The following is a 20,595-nucleotide window of genomic DNA, read 5'->3' on the forward strand; positions in this document are numbered from 1 at the left end:
GGGCTGAGCGGGCTTTGCTGGTGCGCAGCAGCAGGTCGATAAAGCTGTCCAGCAGGTGGGTGGCTTTGGCGGTGACGGTCATCGTTGGCAGAACTTTGGCAGTGTATTTGACTGCCAGCCCCATCCCTCCGGTCAGAACAACACCGATCAGGATGTCGATCAGCACCTCGCTGGTCAGGCGCGTAACTATTTCAGTGCATAGGAGTGGCGGCAGCAATTGCAGCCAGGCTTGGAAGGTGGAGAAATACGCCCACAGCAGCGGTTCGTCACTGGCGATTAAGTAGAGGGCCTGCAACGATTGGCCCGAGGCGTTTATGAGGTCGTCGAGTTGTTCCGGGTTAAGGAACTCTGCGAGTTTTTCGAGATTCTTTTTCGGGTGCGTGATGAGATCGAACAGTTTGACGAGGCTGTCCCAAAGTCCGATCAGCGTATTGCCAAAACCCTTGAGGGCGCTTTGTGCGTGCAGCAGCAGTTGGTCTGCATTACTGGCGTTATCGTAGGCGCGCCAGAGTGGCTGGAATTCGCTGTTCCATTGCTGCGAGAGCCAGCCACCGAGATCGTTGAGCAGACCTTGATAGGAGTCGAAGTAGGCGTCGATCTCTTGCGGTGTGGTCTGGGGGTAGAAGGTGACGCGATAGCGCTGATCGGGTTTACAGCCTTCGAGCAGCTTTATGCCGCTATTGTCGATGAGGGTGTGGAGCTCTTCACCGTCGGTATCAAGTGAACTGGCAAAGCCATAATTGTCCGGACGCAGGGGTTTTGAGCGCAGGGGCGTCAGACGGACAGGGGTGTTGCCAATCGGCACAAAGTGCGCGGATTCGAAGGCATGAATCAAGGTCAGCGTGCCGTCTTTCTTGCATTGGGCATAGTGAATCGCCGGGCCTTTGCTCTCTATATTGCGGGTGATGGCACTGTCGCCGGCACTGAATTTTTGCTCAGCGGCAATAAGGCCGCCGTACCACTTTGAGGTTTGCAGGCGGTACTCGGCCAGGCAGTTTCTGTGTCGCAACAGGAGGGTGGGTACATCGGGCTGGATGCTGTCAGTCATTGACCTGTTTCCTTACGCTGGAGAGCACCTGAGGTCCTTCAACCATCAGGATTTTTCGGTGGCGCAAGTGTGCAAGGCGATAATTAAAATGGCTGTAAGACGGGTCTATAGCTGAGGGGGGTTTAAAGCGTGTTTTGAGTGAGATGCCTTACTGGTTGATGTCAGCGGTCTCTGACATGAATCAAGGCTGAAGAGAATTCAGAGCATAAAAAAGGCCACATTAAAGTGGCCTTTGATCAAACAGATAGCGTGCAATCAATAATCGTCGTCTTTATCAAACTGCCGCGCTTCACGCTGCAGTTGATAGACAAAACGTTCAACCTGGCGCTGCACGGCACCGCTGATGTTGTGAAAACGCATGCCAGCAAAGGTGATGTTGAGTCGCTCTTCAAAATGCAGGTAACGCATCTCCACCGGCGTCGTCATGGTGCCAAAGGGCAGGGCAGCGTTAAAGCGTTCATACACCTGACCCAGTTGCATGCTTTGACTGATATCACCCTCAAAGCGCAACTTGCAGCCTGTGGCGGAGACGTCCAGCAATTTACCTTTGATCGGGGTTTTGAGCTTCTCGCCCGCCACTTCGACACTGATCAGGTTGGCCAGTCTTAACGCCGCGCGGAATGCGTTTCGGCGCTGGTGATAGACCACTTCGCCCGGGAGTGCGCCGCGATAGCAGCGATGACCGTTGACGTCATCAATGGTCAGTGAGGTGGTGCATTCCCAGGCAATTCTTACGCCGTCATGGAAGCCTTCGACCCGAAAAGGTACGCCCGCTTCAAGAAAACGTTCACCCTCTCGAGGGATCATTTCGTCCAGCGCGAGGCTGTTATTCTCACGATTTACATCCACCACATAGCTCTGGAAACGCTGGGTGCGATCCTGGAATGTGATGATCAACGGGTCATGGCTCTCTTGTAGCAACCGCAGGTTAGAGGCTATTTCCAGCGGGGTGGTCAGCACCTTGGGCGGCTGCGGAGCATCTTGGGCATCGAACACGGTTCATCTGTCTCCAGGCAAGTACAGCAACACAAGAGTGCGGCATTTTGCCATCATGCTGAGCATCTCGCTAGGCTGCTTGACGACTCGCGTTCACACCTGGCTGTAGGCGCGAGGCTTGTTTAGCATCGAGGTGGTGCCGCGTGCGGTGTACAGGGAGGGCACTTCGCCGCCATGCAGGATGCGCAGTTGATTGACCGTAATCGCCTGTTGGGTCTGAATTGATTGGCCATTGAGCTGATTGGCGGCATGGCACTGCGCAAGCAACTGGCTCAACAGATCGCTTTGGCTAAGCAACTGCTCGCCCACGCTTGAATGGCTGGCGAGGCTTTCGAGGCCTTTGCGGTTGGTCGTCAGACCCAGGCTGGCCAAAATCTGGCTGCGTTTGCGGCCATGTTGATCGAGCAAAATGATCAACGAATGTTTACGCGCCAGAATGTGTTCCAAGTGCACCATATCGCGCCCTTTGAGGGCGATGGACTCTTCCTGCAACAAACCGAGCAGTTGCTCAGCGGGTGCGAGGTCGTCATTGATCAGTTGCAGCAAATTTTCGTCGTGCATGGCGGGCTCTGGGAGTTAAGCGTCCAAAAGCCTGGCACCCGCCCCAAGGGCTAGTGCTGGGCTTCGATGTTTAGCAGTTTGCTGGCGACCCGACTGCTGTCGACTTTATAACTGCCATCGGCAATGGCTTGTTTCAGCTCGGCGACTCGATCGCTGTTGACCACCGGTTGATCGCGCAGTGAGTCGCTGATTTTTTGTAACTGCTGAGCCTGCGGGCTCAAGCTAACCGATTCACCGCTCGGGGCACTGGTGGTGGGCTCAGGGCTTTGCGCAGGGGCCGCTTGCGTGGCGCTGCCTGCTTCTTGGGCGGTATTGCTGCGCGTACTGCCGGTAACTGGCGGGGCGCTGTTGAGACGACTGAAGTCGATAACCATAACGAAAAACCTCTGGGTATTTGGACGCTTGCCATGTTTTCGGCCATACCCGGAAAAACTTTAGGCTTGATTAATCATAGGTGTGACTGAATACGTACTGATCTGGGTCAGGTAACAGTGTAGGAAAGTCGCAAGACTGATGCCAGAAAAGCTTACAGTGCCACCTCGACTTGACCAGGCCCAGTGATCCGCGCCTTGATCACACGTTTGGAGTTCAGGTTTCTGACGCGTATCTGCTCGCTCAAGCCGCCGTCTGACAGCGCCTCGCCGGGCATCTTGACGCTTAGGGTGCCGCTGCGAGCACTGATGACCACGTGGTCGCCTTTGCGCACGGCGGCGTTTTGCTCCAGATGCGTCAGGGTCAGCACTTGGTCAGTCACCACAGGACGCAGCAGTTTTTGCCCCACGGCCAATTCGGTCGCGGTCATATAGCCTTGATTGATTTGGCTGACGTCACGTTCGCGCAAGGTGACATCGGCGTAGTCCACAACCATGCCGCGTTTCAGTGGATGGGTGACGATCACCACATCGCGGAAAAGTCTGACTTGAGCCGGGACAAAGATGGTCCAGGGTGAGGCCCCTTCGCAACGAACCCGCACGATCACTCGGCCCATGGGCTGGGCCGGGCTTTCAAGCGTGGCTGTCAATTCTCTGTCGCACTCCGCCAGACGCAGGCGTGGATCGAGATTGTTCACTTGAATCTCATAGCGGCCTTCTATCTGACCAGTGGCAAGGTAGTCTTCGACAGTGAACTCAAGAAAGCCCTGAGTGACGCCGATAAGCTGAGTAGGAGATGTGAAGCCATCAGCGTAGGAATATTTGCCTACGCTAAGCAGGCACGCGACTGCCAACAGACTCAGGCATCGACGGCGAAGGCTGAAGGGGTTGGACTCGCGGCAGGAATTTGTCGTTTTGCTGTTCATGAAAGATAAATAGCAAAGCCCGTGCCGTTTACCGGGCTGCGTGTGTCGTAACTTAAAGTTTTAAAAGGAGCTGAGTATGGCTGGGGTGATGGATGCGGTTAACCAGCGCACTCAATTGGTGGGGCAAAACCGTCTGGAGCTGTTGCTGTTTCGTCTGGACGGGCCGCAGCTTTATGGGATCAATGTGTTCAAGGTCAGGGAGGTGCTGCAATGCCCCAGGCTGACGATGATGCCTCGATCCAATCCGGTGGTGTGCGGCGTGGCGAGCATTCGCGGCGCGACTATTCCGATTCTTGATCTGGCAATGGCCACCGGCGCGGGTCCACTTAAAGAACGGGATAACCCGTTTGTCATCATCACGGAGTACAACACCAAGACTCAGGGCTTTCTGGTGCGTTCGGTCGAACGCATTGTCAACATGAATTGGGAAGACATACATCCGCCACCTCAGGGCGCAGGCCGTGATCATTATTTGACGGCGGTGACGCGCATGGATGAGCAGTTGGTCGAAATCATTGATGTGGAAAAAGTACTGGCCGAAGTGTCGCCTACCCCTGAGACCATTTCCCAGGGTGTGGTGGATGTTGAGACTCAGGCCAGGGCATTGTCTTTGCGGGTGCTGACCGTCGATGATTCATCGGTGGCGCGCAAGCAGGTGGCCCGTTGTCTGCAAACGGTCGGGGTAGAGGTGGTTTCGCTGAACGACGGCCGTCAGGCGCTCAACTATCTGCGCCAGATGGTGGAGGAGGGTAAAGACCCGGCCGAGGAATTTCTGATGATGATCTCGGATATCGAGATGCCGGAAATGGACGGTTACACCCTGACAGCCGAAATCCGCAACGATCCACGCATGAAAAAGTTGCACATCATTCTGCATACTTCTTTGTCCGGGGTATTTAATCAGGCGATGGTCAAGAAAGTCGGTGCTGATGACTTTTTGGCCAAGTTTCGGCCCGATGACCTGGCATCCCGGGTAGTTGACCGGATTAAAGCAGCAGACCACAGCCAGGGTCAGTCCCTGGCGGTCAACACGATTTAAGAGGCAGGATCATTTGTCGACGGCTAATTTGGATTTTGAACAGTTCCGGGGCTTCCTGGAAAAAGCCTGTGGCATTGTGCTGGGTGAAAACAAGCAATACCTCGTTTCGAGCCGCCTTAACAAGCTGATGGAGCAGCAGAGCATCAAATCGCTGGGTGAGTTGATTCAGCGCATGCAAAGCCAGCCTCGCAGCGGGCTGCGTGAACAGGTGGTGGATGCCATGACCACCAATGAAACCTTGTGGTTTCGTGATACCTACCCGTTTGAAGTATTGAAGAACAAGGTCTTGCCCGAGTTTATCAAGGCCAATCCGGGGCAGCGGTTGCATATCTGGTCGGCGGCGTGTTCCTCGGGGCAGGAACCGTATTCGCTGTCGATGAGCATTGACGAGTTTGAACGCAGTAACCTTGGGCAATTGAAGGCAGGCGCACAGATCTTTGCCACTGACTTGTCCAGTCTGATGCTCAATACGTGCAAAACCGGTGAGTACGATAATTTGGCGATTGGCCGAGGCTTGTCGCAGGAGCGCTTGCAGCGCTATTTCGAACCCAAGGGGCCGGGGCGTTGGGTAATCAAGGCGCCGATCAAGAGCCGGGTGGAATTTCGTTCATTTAACCTGCTGGACAGCTACGCAGCGTTCGGCAAGTTTGACGTCGTGTTCTGTCGCAATGTGTTGATTTACTTCTCGGCCGAGATGAAAAAAGACATTTTGCTGCGACTCCACAGCACATTGAAGCCGGGTGGTTACCTGTTTCTGGGCGCCTCAGAAGCCCTCAACGGGTTGCCCGACCATTACCGGATGGTGCAATGCAGCCCCGGAATCATTTATCAGGCGAAATAGGCTGCGTTAACCCGTAGCAGCTGCCGAAGGCGGCGTTCGGCGACGCAGTCGTCGCAAAGAGTTCTAAACCTCAGTGCTCATTGTTGCGATCGCTGCGCGATCGGACGCAGCCTTCGGCAGCTGCTACGGGGGGGCGCGCACGTGCAATCAGGCGGCAGAAAAGCGGCAGTCAGCGGTCAGCCTTTGCCGCTTTTCTGACATTGGCGCCGCCCACTCCCTGCGCAAAGCCCTGAAACATGCGGTTATTCGATCTGGCACGAGGTTTGCTGTGTACCTGTCATCCACACCTGAATCCGTTTCAGGTCAGCTGACAAAGGTTTCCCGACATGAGCATCAGCTTCGATAAAGCGCTCGGTATCCATGAACAAGCCCTGGGTTTTCGTGCACAACGTGCCGAAGTGCTGGCCAACAATATTGCCAACGCTGATACCCCGAACTACAAAGCGCGGGATCTGGATTTCGCTTCTGTGCTCGCGGCACAGAACGACAAGAACCAGAACGCCACCTTTGCCCTGAACAAGACCAACAGCCGCCATATCGAAGCCCAAGGCCTGAGCATGGGTGACGAAGCCCTACAGTACCGCACGCCGATGCAGCCCTCGATCGACCAGAACACCGTGGACGCTCAGCTTGAGCAGTCGAACTATGCAGAGAATGCGGTCAACTTTCAGGCCAGCTTCACCTTGCTCAACAGTAAATTCAAAGGGCTGATGTCGGCCCTGCGCGGGGAGTAACTCATGTCTTTAGCCAGTGTGTTCAATATTGCCGGCAGCGGCATGAGTGCCCAGACCACGCGTCTGAATACCGTCGCCAGTAACATCGCCAACGCCGAAACCGTCTCGTCGAGCCTCGATCAGACGTACCGCGCCCGTCATCCGGTATTTGCCACAATGTTTCAGGGGGCGCAAAACGGCACCGGTGATTCGCTGTTCAATAATCAGGATGCCGCCGGCCAAGGCGTGCAGGTGTTGGGTGTGGTCGAAGACCAGAGCAACCTCGAAGCCCGTTACGAGCCCAACCATCCTTCTGCCGACGCCAAGGGCTATGTCTACTACCCCAACGTCAACGTGGTCGAAGAAATGGCTGACATGATTTCCGCCAGCCGTTCGTTCCAGACCAACGCGGAAATGATGAACACCGCCAAAACCATGATGCAGAAGGTGCTGACCCTCGGTCAGTGATAAGGGGCAAGGCAAATGAGTGTGACCGATTCCACCAGTGGCATGAGCCTCAATCAGGTTCTCGCCAACTCCGGCCAGACCACCACGACTGACAACAGTCTGGCAGCGGCTTCCAAGGCGGTGTCAGGCAGCTCCTCGCTGGGCAAGGATGCGTTTCTGCAATTGCTGGTGACCCAGCTGAAAAACCAGAACCCGCTGGACCCGCAGGACAACACCGCGTTTGTCGCGCAGTTGGCCCAGTTCAGTAGCCTGGAAGGCATCACCACCCTCAATGACACGGTTAATTCGATCTCGGGCAATTTCCAGTCCTCGCAAGCGTTGCAGGCCTCATCCCTGGTGGGCCGTTCGGTGATCGTGCAAACCAGCGAAGCCTATGTCGACCCGGCCAGTGGCAAGGCATTCAACGGCACGGTTGTGGTCGCTGATGCCAACTCGACGCCGACGGTCACTATTACCAATGCCGACGGTGAGGTGGTCAGAACTCTGGATCTGGGCACACAGCAAGCCGGCAACAGTGAATTCACCTGGGACGGCAAGGATGACGAAGGCGTTCTGCTGGATAAAGGGTCTTACACCTTTACGGCGGCGAGCAAAACCGACACCGGCAGCACGGCCCTCACCACTTACCTGCCGGCCACGGTCAACAGCGTGACACTGAGCAAAACCGGTGGCGAAATCATGCTCAACCTCGCGGGGCTGGGCAGTATTGGCATGTCAAAAGTTCAGACCATTGGCCTTTAAATCCTAAGCCGACTTACATGTTTCAAGGAGTTAACCATGTCATTCAATATCGGTCTTAGCGGCCTCTATGCGGCAAACAAACAACTCGATGTGACCGGCAACAACATTGCCAACGTCGCCACCACGGGCTTCAAATCCTCCCGTGCAGAATTTGCCGACGTGTACTCGGCCAGCAAGCTGGGCGTCGGCAGCAAGACCATCGGCAGCGGCGTCAACCTGGCCAATGTGTCGCAAAGTTTCAGTCAAGGTGCGATCAATAACACCGGCAACCTGCTGGACATGGGTATTCAAGGCAGCGGTTTCTTTGTGCTGAGCGACAACGGCGCCTTGAGCTACACCCGTGCCGGCACGTTCAAGGCCGATAAAGATGGCTTTGTGACCAGCTCCGATGGCACCCAGCGCTTGCAGGGTTATGGCGTGGACGCTAACGGCAAGATAATCAACGGTGTGTTGACCGACTTGCGCATCGACACGTCCAACCTGGCACCCAAGGCCAGCAGCACCGTGGACTCGACCATTAACCTGAATTCCAGCTCGGACGTGATCGATCAAACGGTGAATGCATTCGATCCAAACGAAACTTCCAGCTACAGCAAAAAGTTCAGCACCACTATTTACGACACTCAGGGCAATGCGCACCCGATGGACCAGTACATGGTCAAAACAGGTTCCAACACCTGGGAGACCTATACCCTGATCGACGGGCGTAACCCTGACGGTACTGCGGTGACGGGGGCGAATGCAGTAGCCCCGGTGCCGTCGACCATGGTGTTCGACTCGGCCGGTGCGCTGACCAGCGTGACCACGCCCAACCCGGTGACGGGTCAGCCTGACATCGTCAGCAGCACCTTGACCGTGAGCAACTGGATGCCGGGCGCTACGGTCAATGGCGACTGGGTTTCCAACGGCGCTGCGGCGAACGGTGACGGAATTGCCATCAATATGGCCAAGACTACTCAGTACAACACTGACAGCTCGCGTAATCCGCCGACTCAAGACGGCTACGCCACCGGCCAGATCAACAACCTGAGCATCGACGGTTCAGGCGTATTGTTCGCCAACTTCAGTAACAGCCAGAGCCGTGCTATCGGTCAGATCTCGCTGGCCAGTTTCACCAATGAGCAGGGCTTGCAGCCTGCGGGCGGCACCGCCTGGAAAGAAACCTTCGCGTCAGGTCAGGCAGGCTACGACGCGCCAAAAGTCGGCACTTTGGGTTCCGTTGTGTCCAGCTCGCTGGAAGATTCCAACGTTAACCTGACCAGCGAATTGGTCGATTTGATCAAGGCGCAGAGTAACTACCAGGCCAACGCCAAAACCATTTCGACTCAAAGCACCATCATGCAGACCATCATTCAGATGACCTGATAACAGCGGCGGCGCGTGATGAAAAAACCCCGGCGCCAGCGTCGGGGTTTTTGTTATTACGCCATGAGCTTAGTGGCGTGCCGTTGCCACCTGTTCCAGCATTTGCCTGAAGCAGCCCAGTTGCTGCGGCGTGCCCCCGCAAGCCTCCCACACGTGCTCGATCTGGGCCGGTGTTGCGTGCTTGAGCAGCAACAGTTCAATTGACCGGTGCCATAGGGCCCGCTGACAGTGTGGGCGCAAGTCAGGGGCGAGGGGCAGTGTCAGGCCTTGGATGATCAGTTTGGCAGCCGCTTTGAAGGGCTTTTCGACGCGCAGCAGGCGAGGCAGTGCCTTGATTTTGGCCAGCAGCGACGGCTCCGGAAAAAACACTGGCACCCTCGCGGATAGCCGTGGCAGTGCCGGGTGGTACTGCTCGCCGTGCTTGTCGAAGAAGCCTCTGTTCATTGCATGGTAATAGCGTTTTTTGGCGTAGTAATGGTTGATGCAATCGTGGGCCGTAACCACACGCGACTGGCCCATCGCGAAAGACACGGCAATCTGTTCGATGGTGTGCAGCTTGCAATAGTGATCTTTCCAGGCGTCGATGCGTTCGATGACACCGTCCATGATCCCGCCATTGCTGCGTACAATCCCGCAGATCCCGCTGTTGTAGAGCTTCATGCAATCGTCAGGGGCTGTACCTTTGGTTGTCAGGTCATGGGCGAATGCCACGTAGTCGGGCCGATGTTTCGCTTCAGCCCATGTCCACTCGAACTGATCCATCAGGTACTGCTGTTCGGTGACGCGGCTAAACAGTTGCGCGGGGTCTTTGAAAAAGACCGTGTCGGTGTCAACGAAAATGGTTTTATCAGCGAGTTTGACCCCCTCGGCAATTGCGCAAGCTTTGCGTCGGTGGGTATAGCCGTGAACACCTTGCCAGTGGGCCAGGGTTTCAGCGTCCAGTGCAATCACGGTGACGGGCCAGCCCTCGAACGCGTGCGGCTGGTCGGTCATTACGGTGATGGTGAAGCTTGCAGGCACGCGTTGCTGGCGAAGCGCCGACAGAATGCTGAATTTGGCTTCCTGGCGGTAAACGGCATTGTTGCCGTACAACAGGTACAACAGTTGATGGGAGTTCATACGTCCGTGCTTGTTGGTCGACCGGGGCGACGGCAGTGCTGCTTCAGCATGCGCCCTAAGTCCAATTGTCAGTTGGCGCGCATTATGCAATATCGCGCCAACTGCAAACAAATCTCAGATGTGATCCTTGTCACCGACCAACACGTTGGCTGAGCGGGTCAGTGCGTTTGAGCACTGTTGAATACCACCTGCTCAGGCACCCGGGTCATCAGCACCTTGCCACCCCGTATCGAGACGCGCGCCTTGGCCTGACGGCGTACGGCTTCGTAGTCACTGTCGGCGTCCAGTATCACCAGATTGGCCGGTCGCCCCACAGCGATGCCATAACCCTCGCCCAGATTGAGGGTGCGGGCGCTGTTGTCGGTGACCAAATCCAGACACCGTTGCAGGTCTTCAAAGCCCATCATGTGGCAGATATGCAAACCGGCATCCAGCACGCGCAGAATGTTGCCGTTGCCCAGTGGATACCACGGGTCCTTGATCGAATCCTGCCCCAGGCACACATTCATTCCGGCGCGATCCAGTTCTGCCACGCGGGTTACGCCACGGCGTTTGGGAAAGCTGTCAAAGCGCCCCTGCAAGTGAATGCTCTCGGTTGGACAGGAGACAAAGTTGATGCCTGACATTTTGAGCAGGCGGAACAATTTGAAGCAGTAGGCGTTGTCGTAAGAGCCCATGGCGGTGGTGTGGCTGGCGGTGACCCGGCTGCCCATGCCGCGCACCCGTGCTTCTTCGGCCAGCACTTCGAGAAAGCGTGACTGCGGATCGTCGGTCTCGTCGCAATGCACATCCACCAGGCAGCCGGTGCGTTCAGCCAGGTCCATCAAGAATTTTATCGAGCTGACGCCCTGATCCCGCGTGTTTTCAAAGTGCGGGATGCCGCCCACCACATCGGCGCCCATTTCCACGGCGCGGGTCATCAACTCGCGTCCGCCCTCGTAGGACTCGATGCCTTCTTGCGGGAAGGCGACAATTTGCAGGTCAATCAAGTGGCGGGCTTCTTCGCGGACTTCAATCATCGCCTTGAGCGCGCCCAGCGTCGGGTCGGTCACGTCGACATGGGTGCGTACATGCTGAATGCCATGCTCGGCAAGCATGCGGATGGTGGTGTGGGCGCGTTCTTTGGTGTCTGCGTGGGTAATGGTTTCCTTGCGCTGGGCCCAGCGTTCAATACCTTCGAACAGCGTACCGCTCTGGTTCCACTCGGGTTGGCCCGCGGTCAGGGCAGCGTCCAGGTGAATGTGCGGTTCAACCAGGGGCGCGATCAGCAGTTGGCCTTGTGCGTCGATATCGCCGGGCTCTGCCACTACACGGCCAGCCTGCAAGGTGATGGCACTGATGCGTGCGCCTTCGCAGGTGACGGTGTGCAGGCCTGGGGTTTTACGCAAGGTGGCATTGATGATGTTCATGGGCGTTCCTGTCGTTGAGTTTCGTTCATGCGCCACACGAGGAGGGCAACCGAAGCATTCATTCTGAAAAGTGGGTCGTCGAGCGACTGTCCGCTGTGTTGCTCGATACGCTGTATTCGTTGTGTAACCGTGTTGCGATGCAGATTCAAACGCTCGGCGGTCTTGAGGGCATTGCCGTTTTCTTGAAGCAGTGCGTCCAGCGTATCTATCAGGCTGTGAGGATGTTTGCGCCGGGGTTCAATGAGTCGGCCGAGGGTCTGCTGGACGAAAGCGTCGATCACCGAGCGGTCGCCAATGGCTTGTAAGAGGCGCAATACACCCAATTCATTGAAATCACACAATCCTGTAGCCGGTCGCAGGTTTTCCGCTACATCGAGCGCCTGGCGTGCCTGATTGAGTGCGTGACGGTAACCAGTACAATCTTCGACCGTACCCGACATGCCCATAAACAAGGCCAGCTCACCGATCATGGCGTGCAACGGCTGATACAGCTCGGCGAGTTGGATGCGGATCGCTTCGTGCTCGGCCAGCAACACTATAAACAGATCACCTTGCACGATCACCGGCAGGGGATCAGGTTGTGCCCGATTCCAGGCGTCGAGGTGATCCTGCACAGCTTGACGTATGTGCTGCAAGCGTCGCTCAGCCTCGTCGGGCGGATGACGATCAAATAATACGTTGACTGCCGATAAACGTAGCGCCACCAGCCGACGGCTATCGTCGAGCGGCAGTTGCAAGTGACTGGCGCGCTGACGGGCCGTGGCCAGGCTGGGGTAATCCCCGCTCAGCAACTGCGCCACAATGTCGTGGCGCGAGCGTTTGGTCTGAGCCATGTGCACCAGTGCCGTGCCGATCAGGTGCGTGACGATCACCATCTTCAGCAAGTACGGTTGCTCGACCAGCGGCAGGCCGCAGGCGTGTGCCCGTGTAATCACCGAAGCGGGTATGCCTTGAATAAACGCGCTGCCCGTTAGGATGACCAGTCCGGCAATGCCGCTGGTATGACCGTCTTCCACCAGTTGCAGCAAATTGGCCTCGTCGCGGGGATGGTTGATGCCCGTGACGAACACCAGCTCGCCGCCCATCACCCATTCGGCAATGCCTTCGTTCTCAGCGACATAAGGCCAGCGTACGCTGCGATGAAGGTTTTGCTCTCCTGCGCGCAGTGTCATTTCTTGCAGGCCGGGCAGGGCCAGAATCTCTTCCAGGGTGAGGCTCAAATGTCCTCCTGAGCGACGGGTAATACGGCGCGGCGACGGCTGATTTCGAGTAAGGCTACGTAACACACTGCCGAAGCACCAATGCCCACCAGCGGCGCGATCCAGGGCGAGCTATATGCCAGCACCGCCCCTGCGGCATACGCCGACAAGCCCAGCAGGTTGTAGCGCGGCAGGGTGACGCTGGCCAGCGTTGGGTACTGGCCGCGATGGCGATACCAGAAGTCCGCCATGATTACGCCACCAATGGGCGGGATGATTGAGCCCAGCAACACCAGAAACGGAATCAGCATTTCATACATCCCGCCGATGGCGAGCACCACGCCAATGGCGGCGGCGAGCAGGGTCATGGTGCGTCGACGTTCGCTGCGCACCAGATGGCAGGCGGCGGCAGAGACGTTGTAAATGGTTGGCCCCTGAATGGTCCACAAATTCAGGCACAGCATAATCACGGCGGCGAATGACAAACCCTGCAGCATCATGACTTCAACAATATCGGCCTGCTGGTAGACCATGGCGCACCAGGCGCCAGCGACCACCATCAAGCCATTGCCGAGCAGAAAGCTGACCACGCTGGCGATCACAGCCACGCGCCCACTGCGCGACAGTCGCGTCCAGTTGGTGGCTTGGGTGGCGCCGCTGGCAAAAGTGCCGAAGACCATGGTGATGGCGGCCGAGAAGGTCATGGTTTCATGCGGGATCACGGCGGCCAGCCCTTTGAAACCGCCGACATGCTGCGTGGCGATGTACATCGACACAATCAGCAGAATAAACATCAGCGGTACCGACACCCGCGACAGCACGTCGAGCCCTTTGAAGCCGATCAGTGCCGTGATGCTAAAGCCAAAACCGAACAGGATCATCAGCGGCGTGGCGAAGCCCTCGGTCAGGCCGAGCATTTTAACCAGCACGATGGCCACCGTTGCGGTGCCCCAGGCGTACCAGCCGAGTTCGGCAAAGCCGAGCAAAAAATCTGACAACCGACTGCCGGCTTCTCCGAAGCAAAACCGACCCATCAATACGGTGTTCAGGCCGCTGCGGGCGGCGATCAGCGCCAGGGCGGCGGCATACAGGGCCAGCAGGCTGTTGCCGATGACGGCAATCCACAGCATGTCGACAAAGTTAAAGGCCATGCCCAGCTTGCCACCCGCAAACATAGTGCCGGTGAAGAAGGTAAAGCTGAACAACACCATGGAAATGGACAGCAGGCCTTTGCGCGCGCTGCGCGGGGCTTCGCTCAACGGAAACTCGTCGGGTGAACTCATGTTGTATTCCTGCGCCTCAAATGGATAGGGCCGTGGTCAATGGCACACGAGGACAAGAGCAATAAGCGGGCCTGTTTTGGGCAGAGGCTTGCGGCACTCAAAAGCGGGCAGGGGGCATGACAGAAGATGTGCAACGTGCACATAACCGTTAAAAAAGGGAGGGATTCAATGTGCAGAGTGATTCATTTTGAGGCGTTGGTGCACTGTTTTAGCCTGCTGGCGCGATAGTCGTATCGACACCCCTAAAAGCCGCTGACGAGGTACGAGGCTACATCGCTTCGTTTAAGTCATTGACCTTTTTATCCCCACAAAACAAAACCCCCGTTTAAACCCAACTGTTACCAGGGTTTAAACGGGGGTTTTGAGTCAGGCGGTTAACCCGCCTGACAGCTCAGCTTATTGGCAAGCTTCGCAATCCGGCTCGTCAATCGCGCAGGCTTTTGGCACCGGTGCTGGACCGGCTGGCGCTGCAATGACGTCTTCACTGTTTTTACCGCTCGATACAGCGTTGAGCTTGCCCGTGTTGACGGTCGACTTCTCGGTGCTGGTCGCGGCCAGGGCACGGAGGTAGTAAGTGGTTTTCAGACCACGGTACCAGGCCATGCGGTAGGTCACGTCCAGTTTCTTGCCCGAAGCACCGGCGATGTACAGGTTCAGCGATTGAGCCTGGTCGATCCACTTCTGACGGCGGCTGGCCGCGTCAACGATCCACTTGGTGTCGACTTCGAACGCAGTGGCATACAGCTCTTTGAGCTCTTGCGGGATGCGTTCGATCTGCTGCACGGAACCGTCGTAGTACTTCAGGTCGTTGATCATGACCGAGTCCCACAGACCGCGAGCCTTGAGGTCGCGAACCAGGTACGGGTTGATCACGGTGAATTCGCCCGACAGGTTCGATTTCACATAAAGGTTCTGGTACGTCGGTTCGATCGACTGCGATACGCCGGTGATGTTGGCGATGGTCGCGGTCGGTGCGATGGCCATGATGTTGGAGTTACGAATGCCTTTCTGTACACGGGCGCGAACCGGTGCCCAGTCCAGGGATTCGTTCAGGTCAACGTCGATGTACTTCTGGCCGCGCTGCTCGATCAGGATTTGTTGAGAATCCAGTGGCAATACGCCTTTGGACCACAGCGAACCCTGGAACGTCTCGTAAGCGCCACGCTCGTCAGCCAAGTCGCAAGACGCCTGGATCGCGTAGTAGCTGACCGCTTCCATCGACTTGTCGGCAAACTCGACAGCGGCTTGCGAGGCGTACGGAATGTGCTGCAGGTACAGCGCGTCCTGGAAGCCCATGATGCCCAGGCCTACCGGACGGTGCTTGAAGTTCGAGTTGCGCGCTTGCGGCACCGAGTAGTAGTTGATGTCGATCACGTTATCGAGCATGCGTACAGCCACGTCGATGGTGCGCTTCAACTTGTCGGTGTCCAGCTTGCCGTCCTTGATGTGGTTCGGCAGGTTGATCGAACCCAGGTTGCAGACTGCGATTTCGTCCTTGTTGGTGTTCAAGGTGATTTCGGTGCACAGGTTCGAGCTGTGAACCACGCCCACGTGCTGCTGCGGGCTGCGCAGGTTGCACGGGTCTTTGAAGGTGATCCACGGGTGGCCGGTTTCAAACAGCATGGACAGCATTTTGCGCCACAGGTCTTTGGCCTGAATGGTCTTGAACAGCTTGATCTTGCCCGGGTACTGAGCCAGTGCTTCGTAGTACTCGTAACGCTCTTCGAAGGCTTTACCAGTCAGGTCGTGCAGGTCCGGCACTTCGGATGGCGAGAACAGGGTCCACGGGCCGTCATCGAAGACGCGCTTCATGAACAGGTCAGGCACCCAGTTGGCGGTGTTCATGTCGTGGGTACGACGACGGTCATCACCGGTGTTCTTGCGCAGCTCGATGAACTCTTCAATGTCCATGTGCCAGGTTTCAAGGTAAGCGCACACGGCGCCTTTACGCTTGCCACCCTGGTTCACGGCCACGGCGGTGTCGTTCACAACCTTGAGGAACGGAACCACGCCTTGGGATTTGCCGTTGGTGCCCTTGATCCATGAACCCAGTGCGCGAACTGGCGTCCAGTCGTTGCCCAGGCCACCTGCGAATTTGGACAACATGGCGTTGTCGTGAATCGCGTGGTAGATGCCCGACAGGTCATCCGGCACGGTGGTCAGGTAGCAGCTGGACAGTTGTGGGCGCTGAGTACCGGCGTTGAACAGGGTCGGGGTCGACGCCATGTAGTCAAACGAGGACAGCAGGTTGTAGAACTCGATCGCACGGTCTTCTTTCTGCTTTTCTTCGATCGCCAGGCCCATGGCCACACGCATGAAGAAGATTTGTGGCAGTTCGAAACGTACGCCGTCCTTGTGGATGAAGTAACGGTCGTACAGGGTTTGCAGGCCCAGGTAGGTGAACTGCTGATCGCGCTCGTGGTTGATCGCCTTGCCCAGTTTTTCCAGGTCGAAGGTGGCCAGCACAGGGTTCAGCAGGTCGAACTCGATACCTTTGGCGATGTAGGCCGGCAGTGCCTTGGCGTACAGATCGGCCATTTCGTGATGCGTGGCGCTTTCAGCCACGTTCAGGAAGTTCAGGCCTTCGGCACGCAGGGTGTCCATCAGCAGGCGGGCGGTGACGAACGAATAGTTCGGCTCGCGCTCAACCAGCGTACGGGCGGTCATGACCAGTGCGGTATTGACGTCGCTCAGGGCCACGCCGTCGTAGAGGTTTTTCAGGGTTTCGCGCTGGATCAGGTCGCCATCAACTTCTGCCAGGCCTTCGCAGGCCTCGGTGACGATGGTGTTTAGGCGGCCCATGTCGAGCGGCGCAAACGTACCGTCGGCGCGGGTGATGCGGATCGATGGGTGAGCCTGAACTTCAGTCTCGGCCGGTGCGCGGGTGGCGCGCTCCTTGGAGCGGGCGTCACGGTAGATCACGTAGTCGCGCGCGACTTTTTGCTCGCCGGCACGCATCAGGGCCAGTTCAACCTGGTCCTGGATTTCTTCGATGTGAATAGTGCCGCCCGATGGCATGCGACGCTTGAAGGTTGCCGTGACTTGTTCGGTCAGGCGCGCAACGGTGTCGTGAATGCGCGACGAGGCAGCTGCATTGCCGCCTTCAACTGCGAGAAACGCTTTGGTGATGGCGACGGTGATCTTGTCATCAGTGTAAGGAACCACGGTTCCGTTACGTTTGATCACGCGCAACTGGCCTGGCGCGGTCGCAGACAGATCCAGAGTTGAATCAGTACCCTGCGAGTTCTCGCGAGTCGTGTCGGTTTGCATGGGGTGTCTCCACATTCTCTATGTTTGTTTGGGCACCTTTAAGGTGCCCACCGTGACGTCCTGAAGCACTACAACCGATAACAGAACCGGGCATAACCACTTCGGGACGTACAGAAAGGGGGGTTAATACCGCTTCCGTGCCGAAGTTTCGGATGTGCATACCGCCACAAACCGTATTCCTGTCGGGTGACAGTATGTGTACTGCAACACCCGGGCCGCTTTCCTGCTTTAACGCCGGAAAACAGCTGCCATCCGCATAAGCGGTCTGGACTTTGAAAACTGCGTTTGATCTAACCCGACAGGCGCGAGAAAAGGACTTGAAATTCTCGTCTGAGTTGTGTTGGGTTTTTAGCTTGAAACCCTACATATGGGGTTTTTTTACCGACGGGATACAAGATATGCGTTTTATAGGGGTTGTGCAACGTACCGCCTGTGGATAACTCTGTGTGTAAATTGTGTGTGAAACGCTGAAGATCCATGTAGGCCGCACGGCACCGGCCTTTCGCCGTTTGTCACCACAAATGGCAAGAGAAAATCAGTCGCGCTGGATTTTGAGGGCGCGAACCCTACCATAAAAAACAGCGCTGTCCGAACGCATTTTCGGGCCCGTGCAAAGATAGGAAAGGTCAAGCTCAAATTGCTGCTTTCACGGGCCGCAAAGGTTGTGGCAGACCTTTGCGGCAATAGCGCACAGTTACAGCAATTGGAAGCTGTTTTGCTGCACGTTTTGTGAATCCAGACCTATTTGCACGTCAAACTCGCCCGGCTCTGCCACGTACTTCAAGTCAGCGTTGTAAAACTTGAGGTCGTCCTCGCTGAGGGTGAACTGCACCACTTTCTGTTCCCCGGCCTTGAGCATGACTTTCTCAAAGTTTTTCAAGCTTTTGACGGGGCGGCTCATAGAGGCCGTGACATCGCGCAGGTACAGCTGCACGACGGTTTCGCCGTCACGCTGGCCGGTGTTTTTCAACGTCACGCTGGCGGTCAGCGTCGCGCCCGGGGTCAGGGTTTTACTCGACAGTTTGACGTCTGACAGGCTGAAGTTGGTGTAGCTCAAGCCATAGCCGAATGGGTACAGCGGTGTGTTTGGCTCATCAAAGTATTGCGAGGTGTAGTTGCCCGGTTTGCCAGGCGTGAAGGGCCGGCCAATGCTCAAGTGGTTGTAGTAAGTCGGAATCTGCCCCACCGAACGCGGGAAGGTGATGGGCAGTTTGCCGGACGGGTTGTAGTCGCCAAACAGCACATCGGCAATGGCATTACCGCCTTCTGTACCGCTGAACCAAGTTTCCAGTACCGCATCGGCTTGTTGCTGCTGGGTGTCGATGGTCAGTGGGCGGCCGTTCATCAGCACCAGCACCAAGGGTTTGCCCGTGGCTTTGAGGGCATCGATCAGGGCGCGCTGGCTGGCCGGAATATCCAGTTCGGTGCGACTGGAAGATTCGTGGGACATGCCACGCGATTCGCCCACCACTGCGACAACCACGTCGGCCTGATGAGCGGCTTTGACCGCTTCGTCGATCATCACCTGTGCCGGGCGAGTGTCGTTGGTCACTTCCGGGGCATCGAAGTTAAGGAAGTTCAGGTAGTCCACCACCTTCTGATCGTCGGTGATGTTGGCGCCACGGGCATAGACCAATTGGCCTTGCTCGCCGAGCGCAGTGCGCAAGCCGTCATACACCGTCACCGATTGCGCGGGCTGGCCGTTGGCTGCCCAGCTGCCCATCATGTCGATAGGTGCCTTGGCCAGCGGCCCGACCAAGGCAATGTGTGCCTGCTTGTTCAGTGGCAGGGTTTGCGCCTGGTTTTTCAGCAGCACCAGGCTGCGACGCGCGACATCCCGCGCCTCAGCACGGTGCAGGCGGCTTTCGGCATTGAGCTCGGCCGGGTCGTCTTCGGCCTTGCCGATGCGAACATAGGGGTCGGCAAACAAGCCCATGTCGTATTTAGCCCCGAGCACCTCACGCACGGCGTTATCCACGTCGCTCTGCGGTACTTCACCTGACTTCAGCAAACCGGGGAGCTCTTCGCCGTAGGCCTTGTCGTTCATGCTCATGTCGATGCCGGCTTTGATGGCCAGCTTCGCGGCTTCACGGTTGTCTTTGGCCACGCCGTGCTTGATCAGCTCGATAATGGCGCCGTGGTCGCTGACGGCAACGCCCTTGAAGCCCCAGTCCTTGCGCAACAGGTCCTGCATCAGCCACATATTCGAGGTGGCGGGTACGCCATTGATTGAGTTCAACGCCACCATTACACCTCCAGCGCCGGCATCAATCGCGGCGCGGTAAGGCGGCAGGTAGTCCTGATACATGCGGATGGGGCTCATATCCACGGTGTTGTAGTCACGACCGCCCTCTACCGCGCCATACAGGGCGAAATGCTTGACGCAGGCCATTATATTGCCGGGCAGGGCAGGGGAAGCGCCCTGATAGGCGTTAACCATCACTTTGGCGATACGCGAAACCAGGTAGGTGTCTTCACCAAAGCCTTCGGAGGTGCGGCCCCAGCGCGGGTCGCGGGCAATGTCGACCATCGGCGCGAACGTCAGGTCGATGCTGTCGGCGCTGGCTTCCTTGGCCGATACCCGACCGCTCAGCGCGATGGCGTCCATGTCCCAGCTTGACGCCAGCGCCAAGCTGATCGGGAAAATGGTCCGATGACCGTGAATCACGTCATAGGCGAAAAACATCGGAATCTTCAGTCGGCTGCGCATGGCGGCGTCCTGCATGGGACGGTTTTCGGCGCGGCTGATGGAGTTGAACGTGCCGCCAATCCGGCCTGCGGCGATTTCTTTGCGAATCAACTCGCGGGGCATGTCGGGCGCGATGCTGATCAAACGCAGTTGGCCGATCTTTTCATCGACGGTCATCTGCTTGAGCAAATCAGCCACAAACACGTCTTTGGGCGCGAGCGCAGACGGTGGGGTTTGCGCCCACACCGACGGGCTGGACAGGGTGATGGCGATGCCCAACAAACACATCTTTCTCATTGTTTTCTTCTGCGCGGCCGCTTTCATCACAGCGAAGGCAACCTGCGCTGTCGAAGCGATATTGTTCTGGTGGGGGATGTAAGACACCCAAAGCAGGAAATTGCCCTATCTTTAGATTAAGTATTCCTACAAGACAGCCAGTGTTTTATCTGATTCGCGACGAGCAATCCACTGTCGTCCGGAGATTTTGCGTGCAGGTTGAGGAGTTTTTGCGGGATACACGGTGTCTATGAACTCAATGTAGTCAGGCGGAGCGACAC

General features: G+C 57.0%; 16 protein-coding genes and 1 pseudogene. 6 read left to right on the plus strand and 11 right to left on the minus strand.

Annotated features, from left to right (window positions below; translation table 11 throughout):
• From ACI7MX_RS13065 to flgA, 5 genes and pseudogenes are all read right to left on the minus strand, one after another.
• Positions 1-1,048, minus strand: a pseudogene (locus tag ACI7MX_RS13065) (hypothetical protein); the annotation flags it as partial.
• A 255-nt stretch (positions 1,049-1,303) separates the two neighbouring features.
• Positions 1,304-2,044, minus strand: a complete 741-nt coding sequence (locus ACI7MX_RS13070; protein ID WP_405591878.1) for a flagellar brake protein — start codon at positions 2,042-2,044, stop codon at positions 1,304-1,306.
• Between the two features lie 93 nt (positions 2,045-2,137).
• Positions 2,138-2,605, minus strand: a complete 468-nt coding sequence (locus ACI7MX_RS13075; RefSeq protein ID WP_405591881.1) for a flagella synthesis protein FlgN — start codon at positions 2,603-2,605, stop codon at positions 2,138-2,140.
• 50 nt (positions 2,606-2,655) lie between these two features.
• Complete coding sequence (gene flgM / locus ACI7MX_RS13080) at positions 2,656-2,979, minus strand: flagellar biosynthesis anti-sigma factor FlgM (protein ID WP_405591884.1); 324 nt, start codon at positions 2,977-2,979, stop codon at positions 2,656-2,658.
• 152 nt (positions 2,980-3,131) lie between these two features.
• Positions 3,132-3,902 (minus strand): flagellar basal body P-ring formation chaperone FlgA, encoded by a 771-nt coding sequence (gene flgA / locus ACI7MX_RS13085; RefSeq protein ID WP_314488843.1) that lies wholly within the window; start codon positions 3,900-3,902, stop codon positions 3,132-3,134.
• Positions 3,903-3,978: 76 nt separating this feature from the next.
• Between flgA and ACI7MX_RS13090 the strand changes: the two genes are divergently transcribed.
• The 6 genes from ACI7MX_RS13090 to flgE all read left to right on the plus strand — a co-directional run bounded on the left by ACI7MX_RS13090 (position 3,979) and on the right by flgE (position 9,069).
• The gene (locus ACI7MX_RS13090) at positions 3,979-4,941 is read left to right on the plus strand and encodes a chemotaxis protein CheV (RefSeq protein WP_405591887.1); all 963 of its coding nucleotides are present in this window, start codon (positions 3,979-3,981) and stop codon (positions 4,939-4,941) included.
• A gap of 13 nt (positions 4,942-4,954) precedes the next feature.
• Positions 4,955-5,782, plus strand: coding sequence for a protein-glutamate O-methyltransferase CheR (cheR, locus tag ACI7MX_RS13095; protein WP_405591890.1), 828 nt, complete (start codon positions 4,955-4,957; stop codon positions 5,780-5,782).
• Positions 5,783-6,108: 326 nt separating this feature from the next.
• Entirely contained in the window at positions 6,109-6,516 is a 408-nt protein-coding gene (flgB, locus tag ACI7MX_RS13100) for a flagellar basal body rod protein FlgB (protein ID WP_405591893.1), read from the plus strand.
• Between the two features lie 3 nt (positions 6,517-6,519).
• Positions 6,520-6,963 carry a flagellar basal body rod protein FlgC gene (gene flgC, locus ACI7MX_RS13105; protein WP_153378750.1) on the plus strand — a complete coding sequence of 148 codons (444 nt, stop codon included), beginning with the start codon at positions 6,520-6,522 and terminating at the stop codon, positions 6,961-6,963.
• A gap of 15 nt (positions 6,964-6,978) precedes the next feature.
• A complete protein-coding gene (flgD, locus tag ACI7MX_RS13110; RefSeq protein WP_314488860.1) occupies positions 6,979-7,704 on the plus strand; it encodes a flagellar hook assembly protein FlgD in 726 nt (241 codons plus the stop codon).
• 36 nt (positions 7,705-7,740) lie between these two features.
• Positions 7,741-9,069 carry a flagellar hook protein FlgE gene (gene flgE / locus ACI7MX_RS13115; RefSeq protein ID WP_314488862.1) on the plus strand — a complete coding sequence of 443 codons (1,329 nt, stop codon included), beginning with the start codon at positions 7,741-7,743 and terminating at the stop codon, positions 9,067-9,069.
• A 69-nt stretch (positions 9,070-9,138) separates the two neighbouring features.
• On the opposite strand, the gene ACI7MX_RS13120 is transcribed toward flgE, so the two are convergent.
• The 6 genes from ACI7MX_RS13120 to bglX form a co-directional block, all read right to left on the minus strand.
• On the minus strand, positions 9,139-10,188 hold the full coding sequence (locus ACI7MX_RS13120; RefSeq protein WP_314488864.1) for a hypothetical protein: 1,050 nt from the start codon (positions 10,186-10,188) through the stop codon (positions 9,139-9,141).
• Positions 10,189-10,346: 158 nt separating this feature from the next.
• Positions 10,347-11,597, minus strand: coding sequence for a cytosine deaminase (codA, locus tag ACI7MX_RS13125; RefSeq protein WP_314488867.1), 1,251 nt, complete (start codon positions 11,595-11,597; stop codon positions 10,347-10,349).
• Positions 11,594-12,817 (minus strand): PucR family transcriptional regulator, encoded by a 1,224-nt coding sequence (locus ACI7MX_RS13130; protein WP_405591900.1) that lies wholly within the window; start codon positions 12,815-12,817, stop codon positions 11,594-11,596. Before ACI7MX_RS13130 ends, codA begins: the two co-directional genes overlap by 4 nt.
• The gene (gene codB, locus ACI7MX_RS13135) at positions 12,814-14,079 is read right to left on the minus strand and encodes a cytosine permease (protein ID WP_405591903.1); all 1,266 of its coding nucleotides are present in this window, start codon (positions 14,077-14,079) and stop codon (positions 12,814-12,816) included. The genes ACI7MX_RS13130 and codB overlap by 4 nt, the downstream gene beginning before the upstream one ends.
• Positions 14,080-14,475: 396 nt before the next feature.
• The gene (locus tag ACI7MX_RS13140) at positions 14,476-17,349 is read right to left on the minus strand and encodes a ribonucleoside-diphosphate reductase subunit alpha (RefSeq protein ID WP_405591906.1); all 2,874 of its coding nucleotides are present in this window, start codon (positions 17,347-17,349) and stop codon (positions 14,476-14,478) included.
• A gap of 694 nt (positions 17,350-18,043) precedes the next feature.
• Entirely contained in the window at positions 18,044-20,335 is a 2,292-nt protein-coding gene (gene bglX, locus ACI7MX_RS13145) for a beta-glucosidase BglX (protein WP_405591909.1), read from the minus strand.
• Positions 20,336-20,595: the final 260 nt, after the last annotated feature.

It is taken from the genome of Pseudomonas sp. 2024-210 (assembly GCF_045062345.1).
Classification (GTDB): Bacteria; Pseudomonadota; Gammaproteobacteria; order Pseudomonadales; family Pseudomonadaceae; genus Aquipseudomonas.

Excerpts from the sequence above, each read along its gene's own strand:
- ACI7MX_RS13075 (WP_405591881.1), bottom strand. The coding sequence starts at position 2,605 with ATGCACGACGAAAATTTGCTGCAACTGATCAATGACGACCTCGCACCC.
- flgM (WP_405591884.1), bottom strand. The coding sequence starts at position 2,979 with ATGGTTATCGACTTCAGTCGTCTCAACAGCGCCCCGCCAGTTACCGGC.
- flgA (WP_314488843.1), bottom strand. The coding sequence starts at position 3,902 with ATGAACAGCAAAACGACAAATTCCTGCCGCGAGTCCAACCCCTTCAGC.
- ACI7MX_RS13090 (WP_405591887.1), top strand. The coding sequence starts at position 3,979 with ATGGCTGGGGTGATGGATGCGGTTAACCAGCGCACTCAATTGGTGGGG.
- flgB (WP_405591893.1), top strand. The coding sequence starts at position 6,109 with ATGAGCATCAGCTTCGATAAAGCGCTCGGTATCCATGAACAAGCCCTG.
- flgC (WP_153378750.1), top strand. The coding sequence starts at position 6,520 with ATGTCTTTAGCCAGTGTGTTCAATATTGCCGGCAGCGGCATGAGTGCC.
- flgD (WP_314488860.1), top strand. The coding sequence starts at position 6,979 with ATGAGTGTGACCGATTCCACCAGTGGCATGAGCCTCAATCAGGTTCTC.
- flgE (WP_314488862.1), top strand. The coding sequence starts at position 7,741 with ATGTCATTCAATATCGGTCTTAGCGGCCTCTATGCGGCAAACAAACAA.
- ACI7MX_RS13120 (WP_314488864.1), bottom strand. The coding sequence starts at position 10,188 with ATGAACTCCCATCAACTGTTGTACCTGTTGTACGGCAACAATGCCGTT.
- codA (WP_314488867.1), bottom strand. The coding sequence starts at position 11,597 with ATGAACATCATCAATGCCACCTTGCGTAAAACCCCAGGCCTGCACACC.
- codB (WP_405591903.1), bottom strand. The coding sequence starts at position 14,079 with ATGAGTTCACCCGACGAGTTTCCGTTGAGCGAAGCCCCGCGCAGCGCG.
- ACI7MX_RS13140 (WP_405591906.1), bottom strand. The coding sequence starts at position 17,349 with ATGCAAACCGACACGACTCGCGAGAACTCGCAGGGTACTGATTCAACT.
- bglX (WP_405591909.1), bottom strand. The coding sequence starts at position 20,335 with ATGAGAAAGATGTGTTTGTTGGGCATCGCCATCACCCTGTCCAGCCCG.